General features: G+C 71.3%; 21 protein-coding genes. 7 read left to right on the top strand and 14 right to left on the bottom strand.

The genetic code is table 11. From position 1 onward, the window contains the following. Positions 1-168: 168 nt before the first annotated feature. Positions 169-1,185 (bottom strand): diiron oxygenase, encoded by a 1,017-nt coding sequence (locus tag ACLJT4_RS22835; RefSeq protein WP_411124629.1) that lies wholly within the window; start codon positions 1,183-1,185, stop codon positions 169-171. 207 nt (positions 1,186-1,392) lie between these two features. On the opposite strand from ACLJT4_RS22835, the gene ACLJT4_RS22830 reads away from it, so the two are divergent. Next, entirely contained in the window at positions 1,393-2,178 is a 786-nt protein-coding gene (locus ACLJT4_RS22830) for a thioesterase II family protein (RefSeq protein WP_411124627.1), read from the top strand. A 69-nt stretch (positions 2,179-2,247) separates the two neighbouring features. On the opposite strand, the gene ACLJT4_RS22825 is transcribed toward ACLJT4_RS22830, so the two are convergent. Beyond that, positions 2,248-2,958 carry a 4'-phosphopantetheinyl transferase family protein gene (locus tag ACLJT4_RS22825; protein WP_411124625.1) on the bottom strand — a complete coding sequence of 237 codons (711 nt, stop codon included), beginning with the start codon at positions 2,956-2,958 and terminating at the stop codon, positions 2,248-2,250. 144 nt (positions 2,959-3,102) lie between these two features. Between ACLJT4_RS22825 and ACLJT4_RS22820 the strand changes: the two genes are divergently transcribed. Both ACLJT4_RS22820 and ACLJT4_RS22815 read left to right on the top strand, forming a co-directional pair. Beyond that, complete coding sequence (locus ACLJT4_RS22820; protein WP_411124623.1) at positions 3,103-4,422, top strand: MFS transporter; 1,320 nt, start codon at positions 3,103-3,105, stop codon at positions 4,420-4,422. A 97-nt stretch (positions 4,423-4,519) separates the two neighbouring features. Then, positions 4,520-5,548 (top strand): 3-oxoacyl-ACP synthase III family protein, encoded by a 1,029-nt coding sequence (locus ACLJT4_RS22815; protein WP_411124621.1) that lies wholly within the window; start codon positions 4,520-4,522, stop codon positions 5,546-5,548. Between the two features lie 99 nt (positions 5,549-5,647). On the opposite strand, the gene ACLJT4_RS22810 is transcribed toward ACLJT4_RS22815, so the two are convergent. From ACLJT4_RS22810 to ACLJT4_RS22785, 6 genes are all read right to left on the bottom strand, one after another. Beyond that, positions 5,648-6,820 carry a Glu/Leu/Phe/Val dehydrogenase dimerization domain-containing protein gene (locus ACLJT4_RS22810; protein WP_411124619.1) on the bottom strand — a complete coding sequence of 391 codons (1,173 nt, stop codon included), beginning with the start codon at positions 6,818-6,820 and terminating at the stop codon, positions 5,648-5,650. Beyond that, entirely contained in the window at positions 6,813-8,498 is a 1,686-nt protein-coding gene (locus tag ACLJT4_RS22805; RefSeq protein ID WP_411124617.1) for a thiamine pyrophosphate-binding protein, read from the bottom strand. The genes ACLJT4_RS22810 and ACLJT4_RS22805 overlap by 8 nt, the downstream gene beginning before the upstream one ends. After that, positions 8,495-8,980 (bottom strand): SET domain-containing protein-lysine N-methyltransferase, encoded by a 486-nt coding sequence (locus tag ACLJT4_RS22800; RefSeq protein WP_411124614.1) that lies wholly within the window; start codon positions 8,978-8,980, stop codon positions 8,495-8,497. Before ACLJT4_RS22800 ends, ACLJT4_RS22805 begins: the two co-directional genes overlap by 4 nt. A 54-nt stretch (positions 8,981-9,034) precedes the next feature. Beyond that, the gene (locus ACLJT4_RS22795) at positions 9,035-10,300 is read right to left on the bottom strand and encodes a beta-ketoacyl-[acyl-carrier-protein] synthase family protein (protein WP_411124612.1); all 1,266 of its coding nucleotides are present in this window, start codon (positions 10,298-10,300) and stop codon (positions 9,035-9,037) included. After that, positions 10,297-11,832, bottom strand: a complete 1,536-nt coding sequence (locus ACLJT4_RS22790; protein ID WP_411124610.1) for a class I adenylate-forming enzyme family protein — start codon at positions 11,830-11,832, stop codon at positions 10,297-10,299. The genes ACLJT4_RS22795 and ACLJT4_RS22790 overlap by 4 nt, the downstream gene beginning before the upstream one ends. A 97-nt stretch (positions 11,833-11,929) precedes the next feature. Continuing rightward, positions 11,930-12,226: an acyl carrier protein gene (locus ACLJT4_RS22785; protein WP_275462524.1), complete on the bottom strand. Its 297-nt coding sequence runs from the start codon at positions 12,224-12,226 to the stop codon at positions 11,930-11,932. Positions 12,227-12,608: 382 nt separating this feature from the next. Here ACLJT4_RS22785 and ACLJT4_RS22780 point away from each other — a divergent pair, with 382 nt between their 5' ends. Together ACLJT4_RS22780 and ACLJT4_RS22775 are read left to right on the top strand one after the other, a co-directional pair. Then, entirely contained in the window at positions 12,609-12,953 is a 345-nt protein-coding gene (locus ACLJT4_RS22780) for an acyl carrier protein (RefSeq protein WP_275462523.1), read from the top strand. Continuing rightward, positions 12,950-14,698 (top strand): acyl-CoA dehydrogenase family protein, encoded by a 1,749-nt coding sequence (locus tag ACLJT4_RS22775; RefSeq protein WP_411124607.1) that lies wholly within the window; start codon positions 12,950-12,952, stop codon positions 14,696-14,698. Before ACLJT4_RS22780 ends, ACLJT4_RS22775 begins: the two co-directional genes overlap by 4 nt. Positions 14,699-14,800: 102 nt before the next feature. On the opposite strand, the gene ACLJT4_RS22770 is transcribed toward ACLJT4_RS22775, so the two are convergent. From ACLJT4_RS22770 to ACLJT4_RS22755, 4 genes are all read right to left on the bottom strand, one after another. Continuing rightward, the gene (locus tag ACLJT4_RS22770) at positions 14,801-16,168 is read right to left on the bottom strand and encodes a helix-turn-helix domain-containing protein (RefSeq protein ID WP_411124605.1); all 1,368 of its coding nucleotides are present in this window, start codon (positions 16,166-16,168) and stop codon (positions 14,801-14,803) included. Positions 16,169-17,714: 1,546 nt separating this feature from the next. Further along, positions 17,715-18,923 (bottom strand): DNA-binding protein, encoded by a 1,209-nt coding sequence (locus tag ACLJT4_RS22765; RefSeq protein WP_411124603.1) that lies wholly within the window; start codon positions 18,921-18,923, stop codon positions 17,715-17,717. 81 nt (positions 18,924-19,004) lie between these two features. Next, on the bottom strand, positions 19,005-19,934 hold the full coding sequence (locus ACLJT4_RS22760) for an SDR family NAD(P)-dependent oxidoreductase (protein ID WP_411124601.1): 930 nt from the start codon (positions 19,932-19,934) through the stop codon (positions 19,005-19,007). A gap of 43 nt (positions 19,935-19,977) precedes the next feature. Then, positions 19,978-20,865, bottom strand: coding sequence for an SDR family NAD(P)-dependent oxidoreductase (locus ACLJT4_RS22755; RefSeq protein WP_411124599.1), 888 nt, complete (start codon positions 20,863-20,865; stop codon positions 19,978-19,980). A gap of 70 nt (positions 20,866-20,935) precedes the next feature. On the opposite strand from ACLJT4_RS22755, the gene ACLJT4_RS22750 reads away from it, so the two are divergent. Next, positions 20,936-21,874, top strand: coding sequence for a LysR family transcriptional regulator (locus ACLJT4_RS22750; protein ID WP_411124597.1), 939 nt, complete (start codon positions 20,936-20,938; stop codon positions 21,872-21,874). Between the two features lie 639 nt (positions 21,875-22,513). After that, a complete protein-coding gene (locus tag ACLJT4_RS22745; protein ID WP_411124595.1) occupies positions 22,514-23,707 on the top strand; it encodes a PP2C family protein-serine/threonine phosphatase in 1,194 nt (397 codons plus the stop codon). Positions 23,708-23,864: 157 nt separating this feature from the next. On the opposite strand, the gene ACLJT4_RS22740 is transcribed toward ACLJT4_RS22745, so the two are convergent. Together ACLJT4_RS22740 and ACLJT4_RS22735 are read right to left on the bottom strand one after the other, a co-directional pair. After that, complete coding sequence (locus ACLJT4_RS22740) at positions 23,865-24,161, bottom strand: glycosyltransferase (RefSeq protein ID WP_411124665.1); 297 nt, start codon at positions 24,159-24,161, stop codon at positions 23,865-23,867. A 64-nt stretch (positions 24,162-24,225) separates the two neighbouring features. Beyond that, the gene (locus ACLJT4_RS22735; protein ID WP_411124593.1) at positions 24,226-24,660 is read right to left on the bottom strand and encodes a DUF2267 domain-containing protein; all 435 of its coding nucleotides are present in this window, start codon (positions 24,658-24,660) and stop codon (positions 24,226-24,228) included. Positions 24,661-24,715 lie beyond the last annotated feature (55 nt).

The following is a 24,715-nucleotide window of genomic DNA, read 5'->3' as shown; positions in this document are numbered from 1 at the left end:
TCGACCGCGCCGACCGCGCCGACGTACGGCACCGCACCGGCGCCCGACGCGCCGGTGCCCGGGTGGACGCGCTCTCGCCTGCATCCGCCCGGGCACCGCGGGACGCGTCGGCAGGCCGGCCGGCTGGCGCGAGCGGTGCGGGCCGCGGCCGGGCCCGTACCGCTGACGTCAACGGACCCGCAGGGTCTCCGGGCGCACCAGGTTCTCCGCGAGCAGCAGATCCTTCACCCGGTCCGAGAGCATGTCCAACTGGCGGAGCACGAAGATGACTTGCTGGAACAGCATCTGCCGGTAGGTGGCCATCATCGGGTTGGTCCGCGCGAAGTGCAGCCCCTTGGCCACGTCGAGGTCCATCCGCTCCCAGACCTCGCGCAGCATGAACCGGCGCGACATCAACTGGATCGCCTCCAGCAGGAAGTCCTCGCGCTCACGCAGCTCCGCGGAGGTGACCTGGCTGTACATGCCGGTGAGCGCGGTGACGCCGAAGGCGATGTGCCGGGCCTCGTCCTGCGCGACCATCCTGGTGATCTGCCGGATCACCGGGTCGCCGAAGCCGCTGCTCGCCAGGCGCAGCGCGGTGATCGCCAGACCCTCGACGACCACCTGCATGCCGAGGTAGACGATGTCCCACCGGGACTCCGACAGCAGATCGTGCAGCAGCGTCTTCAGCCCGGGATTGATCGGGTAGACGGACTGCAGCTTCTCGTCGACGTAACGGGCGAACGCCTCGACGTGCCGCGCCTCGTCGGCGACCTGCGAGGCGGCGTAGGTCTTGGCGTCGAGGTCGGGCACGGTCTCCACGAGACGGGCCGTGGTCACCAGCGCACCCTGTTCGCCGTGCAGGAACTGGCTGCACATCCACGCCTGGTACTCCCAGCGGAACTGGGTCAGCAGCTCGCGTGGCACCGGACTGCCCTCGCCGACGACGAAGGACGCGAGCCGCGCACCGTTCTCCTCCGACAACTCGGCGCCGAACTGGACGTCGTGGTCCCAGTCGATGTCGGTGGTGGCGTTCCACTGTGAGACCTTGTTCTTCTCGTAGAGGTTCCACACGCGGCTGTCGCGGTCCCCGTAGTTCCAGTTCAGGCACGCCTGGAACATCGCGTCGACCTCCATGAGGTCGGCCTTGACAGCATCCAGGGTGAAGAGCGTCGAGTCGGACGTCTCGTCGGGCACTGTGGTCATTGGATTGCGGTCCACCCCTCCGGCGCGGAACAGGACTGTTCGCGGTCAGTTTTGGTGCGCCGAACCCCTCTTTCCAGGAACTGCCGGGGCAATTTGACGGCAGACCGGTTGCCGGTTCCCTTGCCTGGCCCCGCCCTCCCCCCAGCCGCACGATGGAGCACGGCGGGCAGCAGCCCTCCCCCGCACACCGGCCGAAGGAGGAGCGGGATGGGAACCCGTGCCACCGCACCAGTCGCCTCCCCGAAGGGTGCACCGGTGCACGACCGGGCCCGCCCGTGGATCGTCGGCCGGGTCACCGCGCCCGACCCGCGCCTGCGACTGATCTGCCTACCGCAGGCGGGCGGCAGCGCGGGCTCGTTCGCGCCCTGGCGCCTCGTGCCGCCGGCCGGGGTGGAACTCGCGACGGTGGAACTGCCCGGCCGGGGCGTGCGGAGCGCCGAGCGCCTGCCCGACACCCTCGAAGCGCTCGCCGATGCCGTGATCGACGGCATCCGCGACGAGTTCGACCAGCCCTACGCGCTCTTCGGACACAGCTTCGGCGCCCTCCTCGGCTACGAGATCGCCGTCCGCATCGCCCGGCGCGGCCTCCCCTCGCCCCGCGCACTGCTCGTGTCCGCCGCACGGGCACCGCACACCCCGGTGCGCCGGCGCGTCTCCGACCTGGACGACCCCGAACTGCTCGGCTGGCTGGACGGGTTCGGCGGCTTCCCGCCCGAGCTGGCCCGCTACCCGGCGTACCTCCGGTACGCGCTGCGCACGGTCCGCCGCGACCTCGCCCTCACCGAGTGCTACCTGGCTGCGGGGCCGGCCCGGGTCGGCTGTCCGCTGCACGCCTTCGGCGGCGCCGACGACCCGCTCGTCAGCGGTGCCGACCTGGAGCGCTGGCGCGACTGCGCCGCGGCCGGCTTCACGCTCCGGTCGCTGCCCGGCGGGCACGACTACCCCTTCACCGGTGCGTCGGCGCTCGACGCGATCGTGTCGGTCCTGCCCTGACCGGCGACCGGCCGGGAGGGACTGCTGCCGTCAGGTTCCACTCGGCGCGCGCCCGCCGCTCCGCCGTCCTCACGGCGGCCCCGGAACAGGTTCACGGCCCTGTCCCGGGGCATCGGGGTTCGCCACGAGTGCCACCGCGGTGAACACCAGCCCGGACCGTGCCGACCAACGACCCGTGAACCCCGCGGCCCAGGGGCCCGCAGCCGTCAGGACGGCATCCGGCGGGACGGTACGGAACGTGCCGTCGGCCCGCAGCCGCACGCGGTAGTCCCCGAAGCCGAACCGGGCCCCGGTCCACGGCGAGAACGCCTTGTAGGACGCCTCTTTGGCGCAGAAGAGCACCCGGTCCAGCGGCACACCGGCACCCCGCGGAAACTCCTCGTCGAGCCAGCCGCGCTCGGTGTCCGTGACGATCCGGTCCGCGACCGCGCGGGGCAGGGGCTCCTGCGGTTCCGCGTCGATGCCCACGGCGGCGAAGTCCGCGGCACGCGCGACGGCGGCCGCGCGGTACCCCCGGCAGTGGGTCATGCTGCCCACCACCCCAGCAGGCCAGCCGGGAGCGCCCAGCGCACCGGGCACCAGGGGGACGGGGCGCACTCCGATCCGGCCCAGCGCCGCGCGGGCGCAGCCCCGCACCGTGGTGAACTCCCTGCGACGTTCCTCGAACACCCCTGCCACGGCGACCCGTTCGGCGGCGAAGAGCACGACGGTCGCCTCGGGGCCCGTGTCGCCGAACGCCTCGTGGGTGCGGACGCCCGCGGGGACCAGCTGAGTGATCACCCGCAGATCATGCCACCGGCCCGCCCCCTGAGAGTTGCCGGTGCACTGCCTGGCCCGGCCCCCGACGCATCGGCCAGCATGCAGGGGAGGTCCACGGCGCAGGCCCGGACGAGCACACACCAACGGGCGGGAAGACGGGTACCCATGGCGCAGTCGTGTCCCGAGGAGTCGGCGGAAGCCCACAGGCGCCCGCCGTCGTTGTGGCGTGACCGCGACTACCTGTACTGGTGGACGGGCAACGGCCTGTCCGCGCTGGGCACCAGCATGTCGACGCTCGCCATCCCGCTGCTCGTCCTCCACCTCACAGGGTCGGCGACGCAGGCCGGTCTCATCACCGTCCTGCACATGATCGGCAGGCTCGCCACCCTCGCGATCGGCGGAGTGCTGGCGGACCGGATGAACCGCCGCGCCACCCTGTGCCTCGCCCCGCTGGTCCAGGCGCTGGCGATGGGCGCCGTCGCCCTGCTGGCGTACCGGGGGGACCCCTCGATCGCCGTGATCGGCGCGATGGCCCTGGCCGGCGGGCTCGCGGACGGACTGCGGAACGCCGTGTCGATGCCGGTGCTGCGCCGGATCGTCCCCAAGGAGCAGGTCGCCGCCGCCACGGCCCAGAGCATGGGCCGTGACATGGTCGCGCAGCTGGTCGGTGCCCCCCTCGGCGGTCTGCTGTACGCGATGGGCCGTTGGATCCCGTTCCTCTTCGACGCGCTCTCCTTCCTCTTCGTCTCCCTGGGCTCCGCACTGATCCGCCGTCCGCTGGGCCCGGACCGGCACGCCGACGACGCACCACGGGCCGGCCTGGGCGAGGAGCTGCGTGACGGCCTGCGCATGATCAGGCGCAGCGACTACCTGGTGTTCACGATGGTCTGGGGAGCTCTGCTGAACGTGGTGGCGGAGGGCTTCACCCTGCTCTTCGTCGTGCTCGTGCAGCACCGCGGCGGTGGGCCCGCAGCCGTCGGCACCGCGACCTCCCTCGCGGTGGCGGGCGGCGTCCTCGGGGCCGTCATCGGGCCGTGGCTGATGGGGCGGCTGGGCGCGCGACGCGTCCTCCTGCTGTCCGCATGGGTCTTCACGACGTCCTTCGCCGCCGCGGTGGCGGTCCCCAGCCCGTGGCAGATCGGCCTGGTCATCATGGTGGCCATGGCGGCCATGGTGCCGATGAACGTCGTCATCGAGTCCTACGAGGTCCGTCTCGTCCCGGACCGGTACCAGGGCAGGGTCGCCGCGCTGAGCCGGTTCTTCGTCCAAGGGCTGCAGTGGGTCGGCCCGCTGGCGGCGGGGGTCCTCGCCGACGCGGCCGGGGTGGAGGGGGCCGTTCTCACCCTGGCCGGGGCCATGGCCCTGCTGGCCGTCGCGCTGCACACCTCCCGGCGCCGCCTCACGGTCCTGGACACCCCGCTCGCCGCGGTCCGGGAACTCGACCCGCCGCCGGCCGCCCGGCCGCTGCCCGAGCCGGTCGCGTAGGGCCGGGCGCCGCCAGGCAGGGGCCGACCGGGCACGGCCCACCGCGGCACGGCCCACCCCAGGCACCACGCATCGCAGGAGAAGGGAAGGACAACACGTGGAACCGTCAGTGGAGATGGGCATCGTCTCGACCGGTATGGCGTTCGGCGAGCGGCGGGACGTAGCCGCCACGGCAGCCGACTACGTCCCCTACCCGGAGGACGTCGCCGCCCTCGGGTACGAGAGCTACCACCGGATCGCCGACGGCGTCACCGCGACCGCCCTCGCGGTGGAAGCGGCCCGAGAGGCCCTGGAGAACGCGGACCTCGCCGTCACCGACGTCGACCTGATCGTCGTCGGCAACTCCGACGTCCCCGAGTACCTGGGCTGGGACGGTTCGGCGGCGGTCGCCAGGGCGCTGGGTGCCCACGGCACGCCCACGGTGCTCGTCACCCAGGCGTGCGCCGCCTGGTCGCTGGCGTTGGACCACGCGGCCGGCGCGATGGCGCTCTCGACCGACACCAACACCGTGCTGGTGGTCCTGGTCAACGTGGTCAGCGAGGCGCACAGCAACCGGATGGACTTCAACGGCTCCATCGCCAGCGACGGCGCCGTCGCGGCCGTACTGCACCGGGGGCACCCGCGGTTCAGGCGGCTGGCCTCCGCGCGCTTCACCAACCCGGAGTTCGCGGACCTGTTCCGCATCGAGCGCGGCGGCGCCGCCGCGCCCCTGCCGCTGCCGGGACGCGAGCACCTGCGGTCGGACCCGATGGCCGCGGTCTTCGAGCACTTCGGACGGGACCCCCAGCGCTTCAAGGAGTTCATCGAGGAGATCCACGGGCGGGTCGCGGACGTGGTCGACCAGGCCCTCGCCCGCGCCGGGAAGGACCGCGAGGACCTCGCCCGGCTCGTCTACGTCAACGAAGGGCAGCAGGCCATCCGCGCCGTGGCCGACGCGGTCGGCATCCCCTTCGAGCGCACCAACGCCGAACTCGCCCGCGAACTGGGCCACATGGGCGCGGCCGACCAGCTGATCTGCCTGTGGCGGCACGTCGAGGCGGGGGAGCTGGCGCGCGGTGACCTCGTGGCGCTCGCGGGCGTCGCGTCACCGGGCATGCACTGGTTCTGCACGCTGATCGAAGTCTGAGCGGCGCGGCTTTCCTCCCGTACGCGAACAGGCCCGTCCGGGGCGGAACGTCAGGTGATCCGCCCCGGACCGGCCTCCGTACGGGACCGAGCACCAAGGTCAGCCCCGAGGCCGGTCCTTCAGCAGCGCCAGGCACGACTCGGCGCGGGCCGTGGCCGCCTCGCGCGGGGTCGTCGACCCGTCGGCCGCGCCGTCGAGCGCCGACACGACGAGATCCTCCATCACGGCGGAAACGCGCGCGTGGGCCGACGCGGCGGTCGGCTCGATGTCCCCGAACAGCGTCCACCACCACCAGGCGTTGCCCGCCGAGTTCGCGACGAAGTCGGGGATCACGGCCGTGCCCCTGGCGGACAGTGCGCGCTCGGCCCCGGGCGTCACCGAGATGTTGGCGCCCTCGACCACGTAACGCGCGCCCACCCGGTGGTGGTTGTCCTCGTCGATGGCGTACGGGATGGCCGCCGTCACCAGGACGTCGCACGGTACGGACAGCCAGTCGGACTCCACCGGCCGGTCGTCGGGGCGCAACCGTGCGCGGTCGACGAGCCCGTCCGCGGTGCGGTGCGCGAGCAGGTGCTCCACGTCCAGCCCCGCGGGGTTGGCCACCACACCGTGCTGGTCGGCGACCGCCACCACACGCAGCCCGGCCTCCGCGAGGTAACGGGCGAGGGCGCCCCCCATCGTCCCGAAACCCTGTACCGCGGCGGTCGCCCCGCGCACCCGGTCGCCCCGGTGCTCCAGCGCGGCGACCGTGGCCCTGGCCACCCCGTAGCCGCCGATGAGATCGGCCAGCGAGATCCCGCCGACCTGCGCCGCGAACCCCGCGTCGAGGCGGGCGAGGCCCGCCTCGGGACCGTCCGGCACGTGGGACAGCGCCGCCTGCACGGTCGATGCGATGCCGACCTCGGCCGCGGCCTCGTCGAGCAGCCGCTGCTGCACCCCGAGATCCTCGCCGGTCGCCCAACAGGTGTCGATGTAGGGCTTCATCGCGCCGAGATAGCGGGTGAGCACACCACGGGCCTCGGGACGGCGCGGGTCGAAGTCGATGCCGCCCTTCGCACCGCCATAGGGAACGTAGCGGTCCGAAGGACGGTAGTTCAGCGCCTCCTTGAGGCTCATCGTCCGGGCGAGGTCCGCGACCTCCGCGAGGGTGCAGCCGCCGCGCATGCGCAGACCGCCGCTGGAGGCACCGCCCAGCAGCCGGTCGATGACCAGATAGCCGCGTGCCGTCGTCTCGGGATCCGTCCAGATCACCTGCAGATAGGGGTCAGTCATTACCGTCTTCCGGGTTCGGCGAGTGGTCGGGGATCGTGATCAGGGTCGGTCCCTGGCGTGCCAGGGCCGCGGTGACCTCGGCGGTCACCGAGGCGGGGCTCGCGGCCACCACGCCGTGCGCTCCGTAGGCGGCGGCCAGGGCGGTGAAGTCGGGGCTCGGCAGGTCCGCGCCCAGGGGCGGGACGCCCAGCCGGGACTGCTCCGTGCGCACCGAACCGTAACCGCCGTTGTCCACGATGACGACGGGCAGCGGTCTGCCCAGCAGGACCGCGGTGGCCAGCTCGTTGACGGTGAACTGGAGGCCGCCGTCGCCGGTGAGCGCCACCACCGGCAGATCGGGGCGGCCCACCAGGGCGCCGATGGCCGCCGGCAGCGCGAAGCCGAGCGTGGCGAACCCGGTGGGATGGAGGAACGCGTCGGGGCGCGGCACGCGGAAGCCCTTGAGCGCGCCGTAGTGGGACACCATCGAGCTGTCGCTGGTGAGGACCGCGTCGGGCGGCATCGCCGCGCGCAGCGCGTCGATCAGCCCTGTCCACCGGGCTCCCTGACCCGCATGCTCGGCCTCTATCCGGGCCCGGACCACGCCGAGTTCACGCCGGTACGCCGCGCTCACCGGCGTACGGTCGCGCACGGCGTCCAGGGCGGCCAGGAGCTGCCGCACCACGGTGCCCGCGTCGCCCGTGAGCGCGCGGGCCGCCGCCCCGTTGCGGTGCCGCTGCCCGGGGTCGATGTCCACCCGGACGACGTCGCCCGGCAGGTTCAGGGGACCGGACCAGGTGTCGGTGTCGGCCAGTTCGGTGCCGACGGCGAGCACCACGTCGGCACGGCGCAGGAAGTCCCGGGCGGACCGCAGGTGGAGTGCCGCACCCAGCGCGTGCGGGTGGTGTTCGTCGATCACTCCCTTCCCGTTCGCCGTGGTGACGACCGGGGCGCCGGTCTCCTGCGACAGACGGGTCACGGCGGCGGACGCGGCGCGGGCGCCGCCGCCCGCGATGATGACGGGCCGCCGGGCGCCCGCGATCAGACGAGCGGCGTGCGCGATCCCGCCGGGGTCGGCGGTCCGTTCGGTGGGTGCCGCCTTCCGCGCCATGCCCGGGACCGTCTCCGCAGGGCCGGCCCACGACACCTCCGCCGCGAGGACGTCGGCAGGGATCTCGATGTGCACGGGCCGCGGGCGGCGGGCCGCGAAATCGTGGAACGCCCGCGCCAGGAGCTCCGTGAGCACGTCCGCGTCGGTGGCCCGCAGGCTCCAGGCGCAGATGGCGTCCATCGCAGCGGACTGGTCCTTGACCTCGTGCAGCAGGCCGTCGCCCGGCCGCTGTCCCACCGGGGGGCCGGCGGAGAGGAACAGCACCGGTACGGAGTCGGAGTACGCCTGTCCGGCCGCCGCCGCGGCGTTGAGCAGCCCGGGACCGGCGGTGGTCAGGACGACACCGGGACGCCCGGTGACCCGCGCGTACCCGTGGGCCGCGTACCCCGCGCCCTGCTCGTGGCGCGGGGTGAGGGTCCTGATGCCGCTGTGGCCGAGATGCCGGAAGACCTCCAGGTTGTCGATGCCCGGGATGCCGAACACGGTGTCCACCCCGTGCCCGGCCAGCGCGTGGACCAGCAGCCGGCCCCCCGTGCCGCGGAGGGCCGCAGCACGGGGAGCCGGCTGGGGGGCGTGCCCGGAGGTCATGAGCGCGGCTCGACGTCCCGCTCCGCCAGCAGTTCCTGGATGTGGGCGTTGATGCGGTAGCCCTTGAGGACCGCCTCGGCCAGGAAGGCCGCACCGGTCACCTTGCCCACGCAACCCGGTGCCGCGCACGCACAGGTGAACGGGCTGGCCATCTCCCATTCGGTGGAGGGATAGAAGAAGGTCAGCTCGTCCCCGGGCACGAGCCGGCGGGTGGCGACGACGCTTCCGGCGGCGGCGTCCACATAGGTACTCGGGTCGCAGGAGTGGTTGAGGAACCGGATGTCCGTGCCGATGACGTGCTTGTCCCGCTCGACCTGGATCGTGTACTTGGTGGCTTCCGCCGGGACGCAGTCGCTCAGGGTCATGATCTCGGCCCCCTCCTCGATGACCGCGCCGGCCACCAGCCCGCTTCCTACTGCCAGTCCCGTGACGGTCCGGTAGTTCCGCTCCACCGTGAGCTGCGTGCCGTGCGAGTTGCTCATGACTGTGGTGCCCTTCGTCTGTTCTTGCGTGGGTTGAGGGGGAAGGGGTACGGCTCAGTCGCCGTCGAACGCCTTGACGACCAGGACGGCGTTGTGCCCGCCGAACCCGAACGAGTTGCTCATGGCAGTACGGATCTCGCGTCGCTCGACGCCCCGCGTGCCGAGGTTCAGCACCGCGTCCTCGGGGCCCGTGCAGTTCGTGGTCGGCGGTACGGTGCCGGTGCGCAGGGCCTCGACGGTCGCGATCAGGTCGACGGCGCTCGCCGCGCCCATCATGTGGCCGAGGACGGACTTCACCGAGGTCGTGGGGATGCGGGGCAGCCGCTCGGCGAACACCTCGCGCAGGGCCACGAGTTCGACCCGGTCCCCGCCGACGGTCCCCGTGGCGTGCGCGTTGATGTAGTCGATCCCGCCGGCGCCCGTCTCCGCGTCCGCCAGCGCCAGCCGGATCGCCCGCTGCAACCCCTTCCCCTCCGGGTCGGGAGAGGTCAGGTGGTAGGCGTCGGTGGTCGCGGCGTACCCGGCCACCTCGGCCAAGATGCCGGCGCCCCGCCGCAGCGCGTGCTCGGCCTCTTCCAGCACCACGACACCGGCGCCCGCGCTCATCACGAACCCGTCGCGCCCCAGGTCGAACGGGCGGCTCGCGCCCGCCGGGTCGTCGTTCCGCCGGGACAGCACCCCCGTCCTGATGGTGGCGGCCATCTGCACGGCGGTGAGGCAGTCGTCCGAGGCGCCGGCCAGCATCACGTCGGCCGTGTCCGTCGCGATCATGCGCGCGGCGTCACCGATGCAGGTCGCCCCCGTGGCGCAGGCGGTGCTCGTCGAGCCGGACGGGCCCTGCGCGCCGAAGCGCAGCGCGACGTCGACGGCCGCGGAGTCGATCCCGCCGCTGACGGCGTAGTACGGGCTGACGGCCCGGGAACCCTTGGTGACCAGTGCCTGCGCGGCCTCGAAGGCCGACTTCTCCGCCCCGTATCCGGAGCCGATGAGCACCCCCATCCGGTCGCGCCGGACCGCCGGCACGTTCAGGCCGGCCGCCTCCACTGCCTGCACCGCCGCGGCGAGCGCGTACTGGGCAAAGGGGTCCAGGCGCCGGACCGTCCGCTTGGGCATGTACCCGCAGGGGTCAAAGTCCCGTACCTCTCCGGCGATCGTCACCGCGAGGTCCGTGGTGTCGAACCCGGTCACCTCCGCGATCCCGCTCCTGCCGGACAGCAGCGCCTCCCACAGGGAGGGAACGTCCGGTCCGACCGGCGTGACCGCGCCGTAGCCGGTCACCACCACCCGCCGCCGTGTCGTGCGCGCCGCTCCGGCCCTCACCGCCCGGCTCCGTTCTGCGCGCCGCCCCACAGCGCCGGGTGCTCCTCGCGCAGCAGCTGCCGCAACTGCCCGGTGTCGGTCTTCCCGTTCCGGTTCAGCGGCAGGTCGGGCAGGACCACGACGTGGTTGGGCTGCTCGTACGAGGGAAGCAGCGAACAGAGCCGCTCCCGCCACCCCTTGGGGTCGCCCTGCTCCGGATCGGCCACGACGAAGATCAGCCGGCTTCCCCACCGCGCGTCGTCGACGGGCACGACCACGACCTGCCGTCCGCACCGGCTCGCCTTCGCGGCGAGGGCCTCCGGGTAGAGCAGGTGCCCCATCCGGTGGACGGCCTGGGAGCGGCCGATCACATACAGGTCGCCCTCGTCGGAGAGGTAGCCGAAGTCGCCGGTCTCGTACCATTCGTCGGTCTGCTCGCGGAGCGAACCGTCGGGCTCCAGATAGCCGGCCAGGGCGTCGGGGGAGCGCACCCAGAGGTGACCGAACTCGGCACCGCGGTCCGACTCCGCACCGTGGCCGGCCTCCGGGGCCGGGGAGCCGGGTGCCGCGCCGTCGCCGCGCGCAGGAGCCAACCGGACGTCGATCCCCGCCAGCACCCTGCCGCAGCCCTTCGGCCGGTCAGGGGTGGCGAAGGAGACGTTGCCCAACTCGGTACTCCCGTAGCCGTCCAGCAGAGGGGCGCCCACGACGGACCGGAACCGCTCCGTCAACGCCTGGTCCAGCGGGGCGCCCCCGGTGCACCAGAGCCGTACGCCCTCCAGCCCTTCGAGCAGACCCGGGTTCCGCCGGGCCAGGTTGAGCAGGCTCCGGTACGTCGACGGGGTGGCGTCGACGATGGTGGCGCCGTGCGACGCACCGGCCCGGATCGCCAGGTCGACCCGGTGGAACGGGGAGACCATCAGGGAGGCGCCGGAGAGCTGGGCGAGGAAGATCAGCGAGAGGCCGTACTGGTGGGAGAACGGCAGCAGCGGAAGGAACGTGTCGCTGTCGCGGTAGCCCATGTGCGCCAGGGTCCGCTCCAGGTTGGTGAGGAACCCGTCACCCGATTTGACGATCCCCTTGGCCCTGCCCGTCGAACCGGTCGACCAGGCCACCAGCGCGTCGGTGCGCCGCCGCCACCGGGAGAAGTCCAGAGCGGTGTCGGCCGCATCCGCCGTGCCGGTCGCGCCCGTCGGCGGCCCCGCAGCCGCGACGAGCGTGTCCAGGGCCAGGAAGCGGGACGCCCCGGGGTCGGGGAACAGCAGGCCGCCCGGCGCGTCACCGATCACCCAGCGGACCCGGCACTGCTCGATGACCGTACGGGTCTCGTCGTCGGTCTGGCGGTGGTCCAGGACGACCAGGGAGGCGTCGAGGTGCGCGAGGGCCAGCAGCGTGTACACGTACGCGGCGGAGTTCTCCGCCTTGAGCACCACCCGGTCACCGGGCCTGAACCCGCGCCGTGTCATCTCCTTGGCGACCGCGAGGGCGGCGGTCGCCATGGCGGACCGGTTCGGGACCTCGACACCGTCCGCGACGTCAGCCGGCACACTCATCGTTTCTCCTGAGCTGTTCAACGCGTCACTGACCACGGACGGTCGTCGTGGTGGCCTTCGGCATGCCGTACGCGGACGGCCGCCGCGGGTGTTTCGCTCACGCCTCGCCGCCACCCGCCGCAACGCGCTCCGCCGTCTCCCGGATCGCGCGCACCGAGCGGAAGTTCCGCAGGGACAGCGCCCCGGTGGGGACCGTCACGCCGTACCGGTTCTCCAGCCAGGCCACCACGTGCAGCACACCGAGGCTGTCGATCGACCCCTCGGCGAGCAGATCCCGCTCCGGATCGAGGGCGTCCACGTCGTCGTCGAGGAAGTGGTCGACGACGAACCGGGCGATCTCGTCCTCGGAGACGGCGGGCGTCGTGGTGGGTGCGGCGGGAGGCTCAACAGGCATGGACGTTCCTCTCGAAGAGTGCGGGTTGGTGGGCCACGCAGCTGCGGTCGGCGGTGAGGCACCCGCCGACGTCTCCGGTTGCGACCGCGCTCGCTGCCACGTACTCCCCGTCCGTCGCATGCGCGGCCGGCCACGCCACTTGGCGTGGCCCCCGTCATGGATGCTCGGGGATCCCTCACCGCGCGACCAGGCAGTGCACCGGCAATACGGGGGGCCAGAGCACCGGCAATTCGGGAGGCTGAGGAGGCGCCGGTGGCCAACCGGCTGACCGCGCCCGCACCCCGAGCACCGGCCCGACGCCCCACGCGCAACGCGGAGTTGCCGTGATTTTGCCGGGCCCTTTGCCTGGGTGCCGGGCCTGCCTCGCCCTAGCGTCGACGCCATGACCCAGACCCCTGCCGCCCTCGGCAACGAAGCCGTCGCTCCCGTGGTGAGCGGACTCGTGCGGCTGATCGCACCGCGCAAAGTCGACCAGGTCGAGGCGGACCACCGCCTCGTCGGCGACCTCGGCTTCCACTCGCTCGTCCTCGCGGAACTCGGCTACAACCTGGAGGAGTTGTACGGCCTGCGGTCGCTCAACCCCGAGGAGGCCATGCGGCTGGAGCGCGTCAGCGACGTGATCGAGCTGGTCAGCGCCGAGGTGGCCGAAGGCAGGGCGACCCTCCCCGCCGACGACGACGTCGCCGGCATGTTCGCCCGCTACGGTTTCGAGGGCCCCGCGGCATGACGGACCGCGCCTTCGACCGCCCGGCCTACGCACTGGCCGCCGATCTGGACCGGGCGCTGGGCGACCCGACCGCCGACAGCGGCCCGTTCAGCTACGCCGCGATGGTCGCGCACGAGGAGAACGGCGAACTGCCGCCCGGCGCGGTGGACCTCATCAGGTCCTGGGGGTTCGCGCAGTACCTGGTGCCCGAGGAGTTCGGCGGCCGGCTGCGGAACCTGGAGCAGCTCTTCCTGCTGACCCGGTCGCTCTCGCGCCGCAACCTGACCGTCGCGGTGATGTTCGGCTCCGCGGTCCTCGGGGTCAACCCGGTGTGGCTGTGGGGCGACGCGGAGCAGCGCGCGAAGGTCGCACGGGGCATCCTCGGCGGCGACCTCGCCTGCTTCGCGGTGTCCGAACCGGACCACGGCAGCGACCTGGGCACCAACGAGACCGCGGCGGTGCCCCACGACGGTGGATACCTGTTGACCGGCGAGAAGTGGCCCGTCGGCAACGCCACCCGCGGCCGCTTCGTCACCGTCTACGCCGCCGTCGAGGGCGCGGGCTCGTCGTTGCTGCTGCTCGACAAGGAGGAGCTGGACGACGGCAGTTGGGACAATCACCCCTTCGTGCGGACCGTGGGCCTGCGCGGCCACGACCTCAGTGGCATCACCTTCCGGGACACCCGGGTGCCCGCCGGGTCACTGCTCGGCCGCCCCGGCGCGGGCCTGGTCGAGATCCTCCAGGTCCTCCAGATCACCCGCACGGCGATCGGTGGACTGTCGCTCGGCACCATGGACTCCGTCCTGCGGATCGCGCTGCGCCACGCGCGGGAGCGGATCCTGTACGGGCAGGAGATCTATCGGCTGCCGGTGATCCGGCGGCACCTGGTCGACTCGTACCTCGACCTGCTGATCGCCGAGTGCACGGCGCTCCCCGTGGCGCGCTCGCTGTCCGTCGCGCCGTCCCGGCTCAGCCTGTGGTCCTCCGTGGTCAAGTACCTCGTCCCGACACTCGGCGAGCAGGTCGTCCAGGAGTGCGCCCGGGTCCTGGGCGCACGCAGCTACCTGCGCGAGGGCGTGGCCTCCGGCGTCTTTCAGAAGCTCCAGCGCGACCACGCGATCGCGAGCATCTTCGAGGGCACCACCCACGTCAACCTGCACAGCATCGCCTCGCAGCTCCCGGCCGTGGCCCGGGTGGCCGACCGGCCTTCCCGCGGCGGCGAGGACGTGCTGCGGCAGCTCTTCGACTGGTCCGAGGAAGCACCCGTGTGGCACCCCTCGGGGCGGGAACTGCGGCTGACCAGTGCTGCCGAGGACGAGATCACCCGCGGATGGAACCCGGCCGTCGAGGAGGCGCTGCGGATCGCGGAGCACGAGCTTCCGGAACCCGCGGGCACGGCGCTCGCCAAGGTCGTCGGCGAGTTGTCCGCGCGCCGGACGGCGTTCTACACGCACCTCGCCGCCGCATCGCTCGACGCGGCGACGACGGAGGGGCAGGACCGGGCCGCCGAGCACTGCGTCTACCACGCGGCGGCGTCCTGCCTCTACACCTGGCTCCACACCTTCGGGCAGGAGCGCGCGGAGACGGGCGGCAGTGGTTGGCTGGTGCTGGTGCTCCAACGGCTGTTGCAGCGGCTGCAGCCGGAGGCCGTACTGGACGAGACCTTCCAGCCCTGGCTGGAAGAGCGGATCATGTCGAGTCTCGACGCGGCGGAGCACTTCTCGCTCCGTACGGTCAAGGAGGCCGCCGGGCAGTCCGGGGCCTGAGCAGTGCTGCGGATGCGCCGCGGCGTTCGACGCTCTTGTGGTTCCTGTCGTCCGGGCGGGGCGCCGGCCTTCCCACACCCCACCCGGGATCCGACCGGGACCCTAGCGGCCGAGTCCGAGGGGCGCGGCGCCTCCCGCCGGGCTGGGCCGCCGCGCGTGGGCGAGCAGCCAGTGCCGTACGAGTGCATGGATCCGGTACGTGTAATGCAGTTGCCGTTCGATGTGGACCAGCGAGGCATCGGCGAGGTCTGCCAGGAGGTGAGCGACCTGCGTCGCATCGGGGTGGCCCTGCTGGACCCTGAGCACGTCGTCCAGGGAGAACGGGCTCTGTAACGCGACGAGTTCGTGCAACAGTTCCTGGTGCGGCGCGGGGAGCAGGTCGTAACTCCACCGCACGCTCTCCGAGAGCGTGCGGTGCCGGGACAGGCGGCCCGCGTCGACCTGGTCCAGCAGGGGGAAGAGGTTGCCGCTCTGCACGAGCGACGTCAGCGGAAGCGACCTGAGCCGCTGGGCCGCAATGTCCAGGGCCAGCGGTATTCCGTCGAGGAGCCGGCACAGGCGGGTGACCAACGGCAGATGGTCGCTCAGGTCGAGGGTCGGCAGGCCGGCCTGCACCCGGCGCAGGAAGTGTTCCACCGCACTCGGTACGGCCGTCTCGCCGTCCTCTGGTCCGTCCACCCGCAGCGGCTCGACATCCCAGGTCTCCGCGGCACCGACGGACGGCGTGCGACGGGAGGTGATCAGCAGATGGAGACCCGGATGCTCACTGAGCAGGTTCCGTGCGATCCGTGCCGTGTGCTGGACGACGTGCTCGGCGTTGTCGAGCACCAAGAGCCGGGACCCGGTCCACGAGCCGCTGCGCAGGAAGCCGTCCTCACCGTCCAGTTCCCGCACGATGCGCATCAGTTCACTGCCTGCGCGCGAGGAATCAAGGTGCTCCGGCGGGCAGTCGTGCAGGTCGGCGACGGCCACCCCCTCCCGGAACAGCGGGCGCAGCTGGACCGCGGCCGCGTGCGCCAGCCGGGACTTGCCCACCCCGCCTGCTCCGGTCAGGGCCACGAGCCGACTGCGCTGGACGGTGGCCACGACGTGCCGCAGGTCCGTCTGCCGGCCCACCAGCGGATCGTTGAGCAGCCAGGGCCCGTACCAGGGCGGCAGCTCCAGGGCATGCGAAAGGTGCGACTCGGTACGTTGCTCGGGCAGTGCCGGCCAGCCGGTGCTGCCCCAGAAGGTCGTCTCGGCGGCGGTTGCGGTCGCGCCGAAGGCGGAGAGCAGCAGGTCCACCGAGGTGCGGCGCGGGTTGGTGTTGGAGCCGGTCTCCAGGTTGCGGATCGTGCGGACGCTGACGCCGGAGCGCTCGGAGAGCTCCTCCTGGGTCCATCCGGAGATCTTGCGCTGATTGATCAGGAAGTTCCGCAGCCGATGGATGTCTTTTCTGTCGTGCAGAAAGTGGCCGTTCGGAACCAGCATAGTTAATCCTCCCCCAAGAATTATATGTACAGCGCCCGGCGTACCTCGCGGCATGCGAATGGATCACCAAGCACCGGCCCCGCTGGTCGACAGGGTGGTGCTGTGGAGGCGACAAGCTGGCCTCAAACGGGCTGGTTTGCCGAGCGTTGATGGGGATCCTACTCGATCAAACGCGCGAGTCCATAGCCCCGGGTTCCCTGTGAGGGCGGCGCTCCAGTACGCCGGTATGGGACCGCGCCTCGATTGCCCAACTACCGTTCGGACGTGGCGGGGTTCACCTGTGACGCCCACGAAAAAGGATTCCGTCAGGGCATTGTCGAAGCTAAATCCGACGCGCCCCACCGAGCGACGTATGCCGTGCTCACGACATGCTGACGTGAACGCGGCCGACGCGTATTGCTTGGGTGCAAGGTGGGCTTTGACGGGAGTTCGCCGACCGGGTGCGGTGCGGGAGCGGGTGTGGCGGGCGGCGGCGACGGCGCCGCGGACTTCCTGGGCGCCGCGACCGGGCAGGGCGGGGCCCGCACTTGAGTGGCGACCCGTTGTGAAGCCGTTGACCGTCCGGTGTGCTCCCGTTCGGGAACACGATGTCATGCCGGGAGATCACCTTCGGGATGACGACCCGCCACGCTTTGCATTCCTCAGGGCTTTGTGGCGGCCTTTTCGGGATGCGAACCCTCCTGAACGGACTCCATCGCCACCGCTCATGGCGAACCATGTCGATGATGAGAACGATCTTTTTCATAGATATTTCATCGCGGTCTCTCCGGTGACCTCGACGTCATCGCACCCGCATTGAAGTGCAACGTGCGGTAGGCCGCCAGATGTAACTGGCGCTTGAAAATTACCGATACGGCCGTTCCGGTGGCAGGCCACGCCTGCCACACTCGCGGAGGACAGTCAACACCACTGCGGCGCTCGGCATTAAGGATTCCCCCGATTCTCGCCCCAGGGTCTGTTTACCGGCCCGGCGGCCGGCAGGCGTTTTCGCAGCCCACCCATCCGGAGCGCTCCGCGCGTCTCGTCGTCGAGCGTGACCATGGCCGATCCGGTGGGCCGGGCCGCTGGCGCGATCGGAAGACCCGGGTGTTCGACGACGCGTTGGGCGCGATGCTCGGGGAGAGCGAGGCGCGAGCGCTGGAGGACGCTCGGCGCAGGGCGAGCGAGGAGCGGACCAAGACGGAGCGTCGGGTGCGCTGGCGTCGCCTTGCCGCACCGGGCAGTGCGATGGACGATCCGGCCCTGGAATCGGCCAGGCGCCGGCCGGGGTGGACACGTGAATTCGTGTGTGTTCGGCCTCTTGTGTCGGCTTTCGGAGATGTCAACTTCAAGGGAACCGACGCCGGATGAGCTCACCGCATACCGGAAGGGGGGGAGCCCCCACGGGCCGGAATGCCGGGATGGGCGGTGAAGTCCAGAGCAGACGGGCGGTTCGCTGATTGGCCCCACGTGTTCGCGATGACCTACAGGTGTTCTCGATGCCCCACGATGACCCACCAAGCGGAGTGCACGGCGATCCTTGACGGTCCCGAAAAGCGCCGCCGACCTATGGTCTCGACGAGTGAGCATAATGTGCGCTGTGTGCGCTGTGTGAGGTATGGGCGATATCTCGACGCTGAAATGGCGCTCTCGACGGTGTCCTGAAGGGACCTTCCCCTTCGCGGGCGGGGCGTCCAACCGCGATACCGCGTGAGCATGTTCGCAGGAGGGATCTCAGGGCGTCGACGGACACGTGGGCACTCGGATCCGCTGCCCCGTGCCGAAGCTGACGCCCTCGGCCGTCAGGACATCGGCGGGGGATTCCGTGCGGGTGGGGTCGGTCCACTTGAATCCGGCGCTGACTTGTCCCCGAGCGTTCAGAACCCGCCACGCGTTGGGGCACTGGCCGCAGGTGGCCAGGTGGCCAGGTGGCCAGGTGGGTGCCGATCGGAACAGCGTGGCTCCCGACCGCGGTCGCCACGTCCCCATAGGTCGTCCACCGTCCGGAGGGCAGGGCGGCCAGCAGACTGTGGAGAGTCGTCCAGTCCTTGCCGGAACCGCTGAGTTGCTTGGCCAGACGAGCCAGACCGACTCCCGCCAGCGCCGCCCAGTCCTCGGGAGCAACCGTGTCCGGGATACGGTTCGTGTCGACATCCCACCAGGTCGTGCCCTGTATGCCGTCGGCTTTGCGGCCGGTCACGCTGGTGAGGATGTGGTTGGCCAGCCCGGTTGGCGAGTACGGCCCGCCATCGGCCTTCCAGGTCAGCTGGTTGGCGGCGCCGTTGTTCCACGTGGCGGCCCCGCGACTGCCGTCCTCGCCCACCCACGCATGAATGGCTTCGCGGATGGATTCCGTCACGCCGTGTCTCGGCACCAGCCGCATCCGGGGCCCGTCCGGCAACAGGCCGGCCTCGACGAGGACGTGCACCGCCTTGCGAGCACGTGAACGCTCTTTCAGCTTCTGCGTTGCTGCCTTGGTCTCGATCCGGGCCGGAGCGAGGGTGAACTCCTCGACCTCCGGGGTGGGGTAGAGCTTGGTGAGGCCGGCGACGAGTTGGTCCTGGACCTTCCAGAGACCCACCTGGATGAGGTCGATGTCGAGATTCATCTCCGACAGCCAGACCACGGTGTGGGTGACCTGCTTGGGGAAGTCGGCGGCGACCGGTGAGGGAGCCGGGTGCGGCAGGGGTGCGAGGCGGCCGGTATGCAGGACGTCCAGCACGTCGAGGATGTGCCCGGTGCAGCGCATGAGGCGGAACATCTCGGAGATGTTCACGGTGTCGCCGGGCCGCGCGTAGGCGAGTCGGCGCCTGTCGTCGAACGATCGATCGATGACAGGCGCGGTGAGGGGGCGGTGTCAGCGTGCCTGTGCGAGCAGGTCGTGGGAGAGGTCCCACAGGCGGTGTGCGCCCTCCGGGTCGACGGCGTAGCGGGCGACGCCGTGCAGGGTGCCGGAGCGGCGGTCGACGATCTCGGTCTCGTTGCAGTCGACGAAGTAGCGGCCCCCGACACCTTCGAGGAGCGGTGAGGTCGCGAGGAGGACGGAGGTCGCGGCGCCCTGCTCGACGGTCTTGATCAGTTCGGCGGGGACGCGGCCGCTGCCCCGGCCGCCGGTGTGGCGTTGCAGATTGGTGTAGATGGCGCCGGGCATGAGTGCGTTGGCGGTGATGTTGTCGTCGGCCCAGCGGCGGCTCGCCTCCACCGCGAAGAGGGCGTTGGCCGTCTTGGACTGGCCGTAGGCGAGCCAGGGGTCGTAGGGGCGGAAGGCGAAGTTGATGTCGTCCCACACGATCGGCGACCGCTGGTGCCCGGTGGAACTGACGGCCACCACACGGGCGTTGCCGTCGGCGGCCAGCGCATGGTGCAGTCCGGTGGCGAGGGCGAAGTGGCCGAGGTGGTTGGTGGCGAACTGCCACTCCCAGCCCTGTTCGGTGTACTGCTCGGGGCAGGCCATGACGCCGGCGTTGTTCACCAGGACGTGCAGCGGTCCCTGCCAGGCGTCGACGAACGCGGTGACCGACGCGAGATCGGTCAGGTCGAGGCGTGCGACGCGCACTTCGTGGTTCCCGGTGGAGGCGGTGATGCCCTTGGCGACGCGTTCGCCCACTGCCGTATCCCGTACCGCGAGGGTGACCTGCGCGCCGGTGGAGGCCAGGGCGCGGGCCGTCTCCGCGCCCAGCCCGGAGGAGGCGCCGGTGACGATGGCGCGGCGGCCGGTGAGGTCGACCCCGTCTGCCGCTTCGGCCGCGGTGGTGCTGAACCCGAACGGGGTGGTGAGGACCTTCATGGAGAACTCCTTGGGTGTACTGAAACGCGTGGCTGCGGTGTGGTCAGGGAGTGAGCAGGCGGTCCTGCTCCGTCGGCGGTGTGCCGGAGTACCAGTCCAGTGCCTGGCCGAAGCGGACCAGTTCGCCGTAGAGGGCGGGGTCGACGTGCTCGGCGAGGATCAGGTCGAGCACTGCTTCGGCGGCCTGAGTGGGTGACTGGGCCTGGCTGTAGTCGTCGAACCACGGGCGCGAGGTGGGGGTGTCGACCATGCCCGGGCACACGGCGGCGACCAAGGTGCCGGTGGCCAGGTCACGGTCGCGCCGGTCGGCGGCGACCGCGCGCACGGCGGCTACCTGGGCCACTTTCGAGGGCACGTTCAGCCACAGCGGCCAGCCTTCTTCCGCGGTCGTCTGGTGGTGGATGGCGCTGCGCCAGGACTCGACGGCGTACTCGACCTGATCGAGGCTCGCGCCGTCGAAGAGGTGGTGTAGCCGCGGGGTCAGGTGACCGAGGGTGCCCAGGCTGCTGGCCACGACGAGGAGCCGGCCGCCGGGACGCAGGACGGGGCCGAAGGAGCGCAGGACCGCGTGGGTGGCGGTGTTGGAGACGTCGATGAACTCGTCGGCCCGCTCGGCCTGCGACTCACCGGGCAGCAGGCGGGCGACCGCGTTGGACACGACGATGTCGACCCCGCCGTGGCGGGCCCGTAGGTCATCGGCGAGGCGGGCGACGGCGTCGGTGTCCGTGACGTCCAGGACCTCGCCCTCGACGCGGGCCCGGGCCGAGGGCGCCTGCGCGGCCTCATGTGCCGCGTCCGTCACCCGCTGCCGGCTACGTCCGGTGAGCAGGACCAGGTCGTCCCGGTTCATGCGGGCGGCGAGCCCTTCGACAAGGGCGCGGCCGAGCCCTTGGTTGGCGCCTGTGACCAGGGCGATGCGCGAAGCGTTCATGTCTCCACGCTAAGAACGCCGCATCCATGAGTCCAACGAAAGTTCGGCACTGGTGGTATGCGTATACGTCATGGACTTCACGGATGTGTCGCTGACCGCGCTGCGCGTGTTTCGCGCCGTGGCCGAGCAAGGAACCTTCACCGCGGCCGCCGCGTCACTCGGGTACACCCAGTCGGCGGTCTCCCGGCAGATCGCCGCGATCGAGCGGGCGGCGGACGCGGAACTGCTGGAGCGGCGCCGCGACGGCGTCCGGCTCACCGACGCCGGCCGCATCGTCATGCGCCGCGCCACGACCGTGCTCGACGAGATCGAGGCCACCGCGCGTGAGCTGTCCGGCCTGCCGGGGCAGGCCGGGACGGTACGCCTGGGATGGGTGCCCAGCGCGGGCGCCGTTCTGGTGCCCCGGGCCCTTGCCGAACTGCGCCGCACCGACCCCGACTTGTCTGTCGTCGGGCGCGAGGGCGGCACGCCCGCACTGACCCGCGCCCTGCGGGCCGGCAGCATCGACCTGGCCCTGCTCGCCTCCGCGCCGCCGTTTCGCGCGCCGGATACCGAGTCGCCCCCGCTCGCCCTGCAGACGCTGACCGAACGCGTTCTGTGCCTCGCGGTACCGGCCGCCCACCCGCTGGCCCGCGGCGACTACGTGGATGTGGCCGACCTGCGCGGACAGCGCTGGATCGCCGGTTCCTCTTCAGGGGAGGACCGGCTGATGGGCGTATGGCCGGGCCTCGACGAGCGTCCCGAGATCGTCCTCACCGCCCGCGACTGGCTGGCCAAGCTCCACCTCGTCGCCGCCGGCTGCGGACTGACCACCGTGCCGGCCACCCTCGTGCCCGTCGCGCCGCCCGGGGTCCGCGTTCTGCCCGTCCGCGGCGGCCCCCAGGAACAGCGACGCCTGCTGCTGGCCCGTCTTCCCCACCCACCGGAGCAGTCCGTCAGCCGCGTCGCAGCCGCACTCCGCGCCCAGGCACTCGCCACCACCCCCACTGAGCCCCCACCGCGCTCCTGACGGCGACGCCGCATACCCAACCGCACCGTCGGCGAGGGGCTGAGGCCACACCGGGCACAGCCCCCCAGACACCTTCACCTGCTAGGCCACCTACTCCATCGCAGCGGCCGGGACCTCCCCTGGCCGACTCCGGGAACCGGGCCTCTACCTCGAAAACTTCAGCAACAGCGCGAACCCGAGCCGAGTCGCCCCGGACTTGTTCCGCGCCCGCTTCATGTCATCTTCGAGCAGTGTCCAGACATCGATCAGGTGCTCCGGCTCCCAGTCCTGCCGCACCCGCCCGCCCCTCATCGAGCCGGCTGGCCGATGCGGGCAGGCCCCCCGAACTGGCCTCGGCGATATGGGGGTTGAGCTACGCTGCGGCGCCCCGGGGCGAGTGGGTCTCTCATCCCGGAGGTTCGCCATGGTCGGGTCGGCTTTGCTCTGGCGCCGTTTCCCCGAGAGCGGCCCAGATCGGCGGCCGCCGCACGGCTTCACGTTGTTTTCGGTGAGAACTACCGGAATCCCAAGCTGGAACGTGCCCTACCCTCACGCCTGCACCACCAAGTCGCCATGATCGGGTGCCGGGCTGATCGGTCCGCACTTGGTGTCGGACGGTTCAGATTGTGGCGGGTCGGCCCCGCAGGGATCATCGAAGGCATGGGCAGGGAAATGTCCGTCGGACCGGGGGAGCGGCTGCTGGACGAACTGGTCAGAGCAGCCCAGATGGCGTCACCTGCAGAACTGCCCGTGGTCGTGAACCGGTATGCCGAGGCCATGGGGGCGGAGCGGGCCGTTGTCTATCTGGTCGATATCCAGCAGAGAGTGCTGGTACCGCTTGTCGAAGGCGAGCCGGAATTGGGGCTGGACACCTCCCTGGCCGGATGGGCCTACCGCACCGACTCTCTTCGTGTGGAAGAAGACCACGCCGGCGGGCTGAGCGTATGGCTGCCCCTGGCCGACGGAGCGGAACGGCTGGGCGTCGTGGAACTGAACATGGACGCCTTGGACGGGCTCAGGCTACGGCGCTACCGGACGATGGCGCTGCTCCTCGCGCTGATCATCACCTCCAAGCGCAGCTACAGCGAGACCATCGCGCAGCGCATGCGCACCAGGGCGATGCAACTGCCCACGGAGATGGTGAGGGCTTTTCTCCCTCCACGGTCGATCGGCACCGGCAGGGTCGTTTCGACGGCAGTGCTGGAACCTGCGTACGAACTGGGTGGCGACGCTTTCGACCATTCCTTCACCGAGGACGTTCTGCACGCCACGATCCTCGACGGGATGGGGCACAACCTGGCGTCCGGGCTTGCCACCGCTGTCGCCATGGCGGGCTGCCGTAACGCCAGGCGCAGCGGGGCAGACCTGAGCGAACTCGTGGGCACCGTGGACGAGGCGCTGGCGAAGTGGCTTCCCGACCAGTTCTGCACAGGCATCTTCACCCAGCTGCACATGCCCACCGGTGCGCTGCGATGGTGCAACTGCGGCCACCCGCCCCCATTGCTCATCCGCCGTCACCGTCTGCTCCACGATGCCTTGGAACGGCCACCCGAGCCCCCGTTGGGTCTGCCCGCCAACCTCGCCGGTGTCTCCCGTCAGGTGCATGACGCCAGCCTCGAATCCGGTGACCGGATCCTGCTCTACTCGGACGGCGTCGTGGAGTCACGCAATGAGAAAGGTGAGCAGTTCGGCCTGGAGCGCTTCACCGACTACATCATCCGGTCGACCGCGGCGGGGCAGAGCGCCCCGGAAGTCCTGCGCCTGCTCATCCACTCCATCCTGGAGCACCGGCACAACAAACTGGACGACGACGCCACGATCTTGATGTTCGAGTGGCAGTCACCCCGCCCGTGACTGCATGTGCCGGGGGATGCACAGGTAAGGCGAAGAGTTTTGGTAACGGGTTAAGTTCCTGGCGTCGGTGGATGCGAGCGCAGCCAAGTCAGCGGGCCAGCGACAGGCAGGGCGCTGCACGTCTGCGGCACCCTACCTGCGACGGCGGGGCCTCAGGTCACGGGCTTGCAGGCTCTTGGCCCGCGCGGCGCCCTGCTCGTTGGCGGGAGCCGCCGGATACTTCGGTCCCGTGGTGGCCAGCCGGCGATACACCGCCTCGTAGCCGGCTGCGATGGCATCCGGCTGGAACCAGCTCTTCGGGCGCCTCGCAGATCAGGCCGGTCACCCCGTCCTCGATCACTTCTGGCACGGATCCGCGGCGGAGGGCGACGATCGGGGTGCCGCGAGCCATCGCCTCGATCATCACCGTGCCGAAGGGCCCCTCCCCCTGCGGGGGGGAAAAAACAGCAGGCAGCGGGCCCTGGCCAGCAGATCCTTCCTCACGAGTTCCGTGGGGGGTTTCTGCAACACGGAGCCGTCTACGCGGTGGGGGTGAGTTCGGCGCGGCCGAACAACAGCGCGTAGCCGGAGGGGAGCTGGTGCAGGATGCGGGTGATCAGGTCGGGGCCGGCGAGGGCCGCGACGGCGGAGAAGACGGATCCGGTGTCCCAGCGGGTGGCGGCCAGGCCGGCGCCGGTGCGGGCGGCGAGGTCCTTGACGAAGGCCCAGCCGGTCAGCGGCTGGGCGTCGGGGATCTGGGCGGTGAGGATGCGTGCGGCTTCGAAGGGGAGGCGGGCGGCCAGTTCGACGCGTCCGTCGCCCGTCAGCTGGCGTCCCAGTCCTGCGAGGACCAGGCGAACGGCTTCCTCGGCGCGTTCCCGGGTGGGGTAGGCGCCTTCGTAGCGGACCTTCTCCAGCATCTGCTCGTACGCCATCCCGTACGGGTGCTGGAGTGGTGCGTGCTGGTCGGACATCACTGCGGTGATTGCCTTTCTGTCGCCAAGGATGGTGGTGCGGTGTGCGGTCACC

This window comes from Streptomyces sp. x-19, assembly GCF_046549115.1.
Taxonomy (GTDB): domain Bacteria; phylum Actinomycetota; class Actinomycetes; order Streptomycetales; family Streptomycetaceae; genus Streptomyces; species Streptomyces albulus_C.
The sequence above is the reverse complement of the archived record's forward strand: the minus strand, read 5'-3'. Positions and strand labels throughout refer to the sequence as shown.

Bases quoted from the DNA above. Each gene is read 5' to 3' on its own strand.
- ACLJT4_RS22835 (WP_411124629.1), bottom strand. From the start codon at position 1,185: ATGACCACAGTGCCCGACGAGACGTCCGACTCGACGCTCTTCACCCTG.
- ACLJT4_RS22830 (WP_411124627.1), top strand. From the start codon at position 1,393: ATGGGAACCCGTGCCACCGCACCAGTCGCCTCCCCGAAGGGTGCACCG.
- ACLJT4_RS22810 (WP_411124619.1), bottom strand. From the start codon at position 6,820: ATGACTGACCCCTATCTGCAGGTGATCTGGACGGATCCCGAGACGACG.
- ACLJT4_RS22775 (WP_411124607.1), top strand. From the start codon at position 12,950: ATGACGGACCGCGCCTTCGACCGCCCGGCCTACGCACTGGCCGCCGAT.
- ACLJT4_RS22760 (WP_411124601.1), bottom strand. From the start codon at position 19,934: ATGAAGGTCCTCACCACCCCGTTCGGGTTCAGCACCACCGCGGCCGAA.
- ACLJT4_RS22800 (WP_411124614.1), bottom strand. From the start codon at position 8,980: ATGAGCAACTCGCACGGCACGCAGCTCACGGTGGAGCGGAACTACCGG.
- ACLJT4_RS22745 (WP_411124595.1), top strand. From the start codon at position 22,514: ATGGGCAGGGAAATGTCCGTCGGACCGGGGGAGCGGCTGCTGGACGAA.
- ACLJT4_RS22735 (WP_411124593.1), bottom strand. From the start codon at position 24,660: ATGTCCGACCAGCACGCACCACTCCAGCACCCGTACGGGATGGCGTAC.
- ACLJT4_RS22805 (WP_411124617.1), bottom strand. From the start codon at position 8,498: ATGACCTCCGGGCACGCCCCCCAGCCGGCTCCCCGTGCTGCGGCCCTC.
- ACLJT4_RS22750 (WP_411124597.1), top strand. From the start codon at position 20,936: ATGGACTTCACGGATGTGTCGCTGACCGCGCTGCGCGTGTTTCGCGCC.
- ACLJT4_RS22770 (WP_411124605.1), bottom strand. From the start codon at position 16,168: ATGCTGGTTCCGAACGGCCACTTTCTGCACGACAGAAAAGACATCCAT.
- ACLJT4_RS22785 (WP_275462524.1), bottom strand. From the start codon at position 12,226: ATGCCTGTTGAGCCTCCCGCCGCACCCACCACGACGCCCGCCGTCTCC.
- ACLJT4_RS22790 (WP_411124610.1), bottom strand. From the start codon at position 11,832: ATGAGTGTGCCGGCTGACGTCGCGGACGGTGTCGAGGTCCCGAACCGG.
- ACLJT4_RS22820 (WP_411124623.1), top strand. From the start codon at position 3,103: ATGGCGCAGTCGTGTCCCGAGGAGTCGGCGGAAGCCCACAGGCGCCCG.
- ACLJT4_RS22780 (WP_275462523.1), top strand. From the start codon at position 12,609: ATGACCCAGACCCCTGCCGCCCTCGGCAACGAAGCCGTCGCTCCCGTG.
- ACLJT4_RS22755 (WP_411124599.1), bottom strand. From the start codon at position 20,865: ATGAACGCTTCGCGCATCGCCCTGGTCACAGGCGCCAACCAAGGGCTC.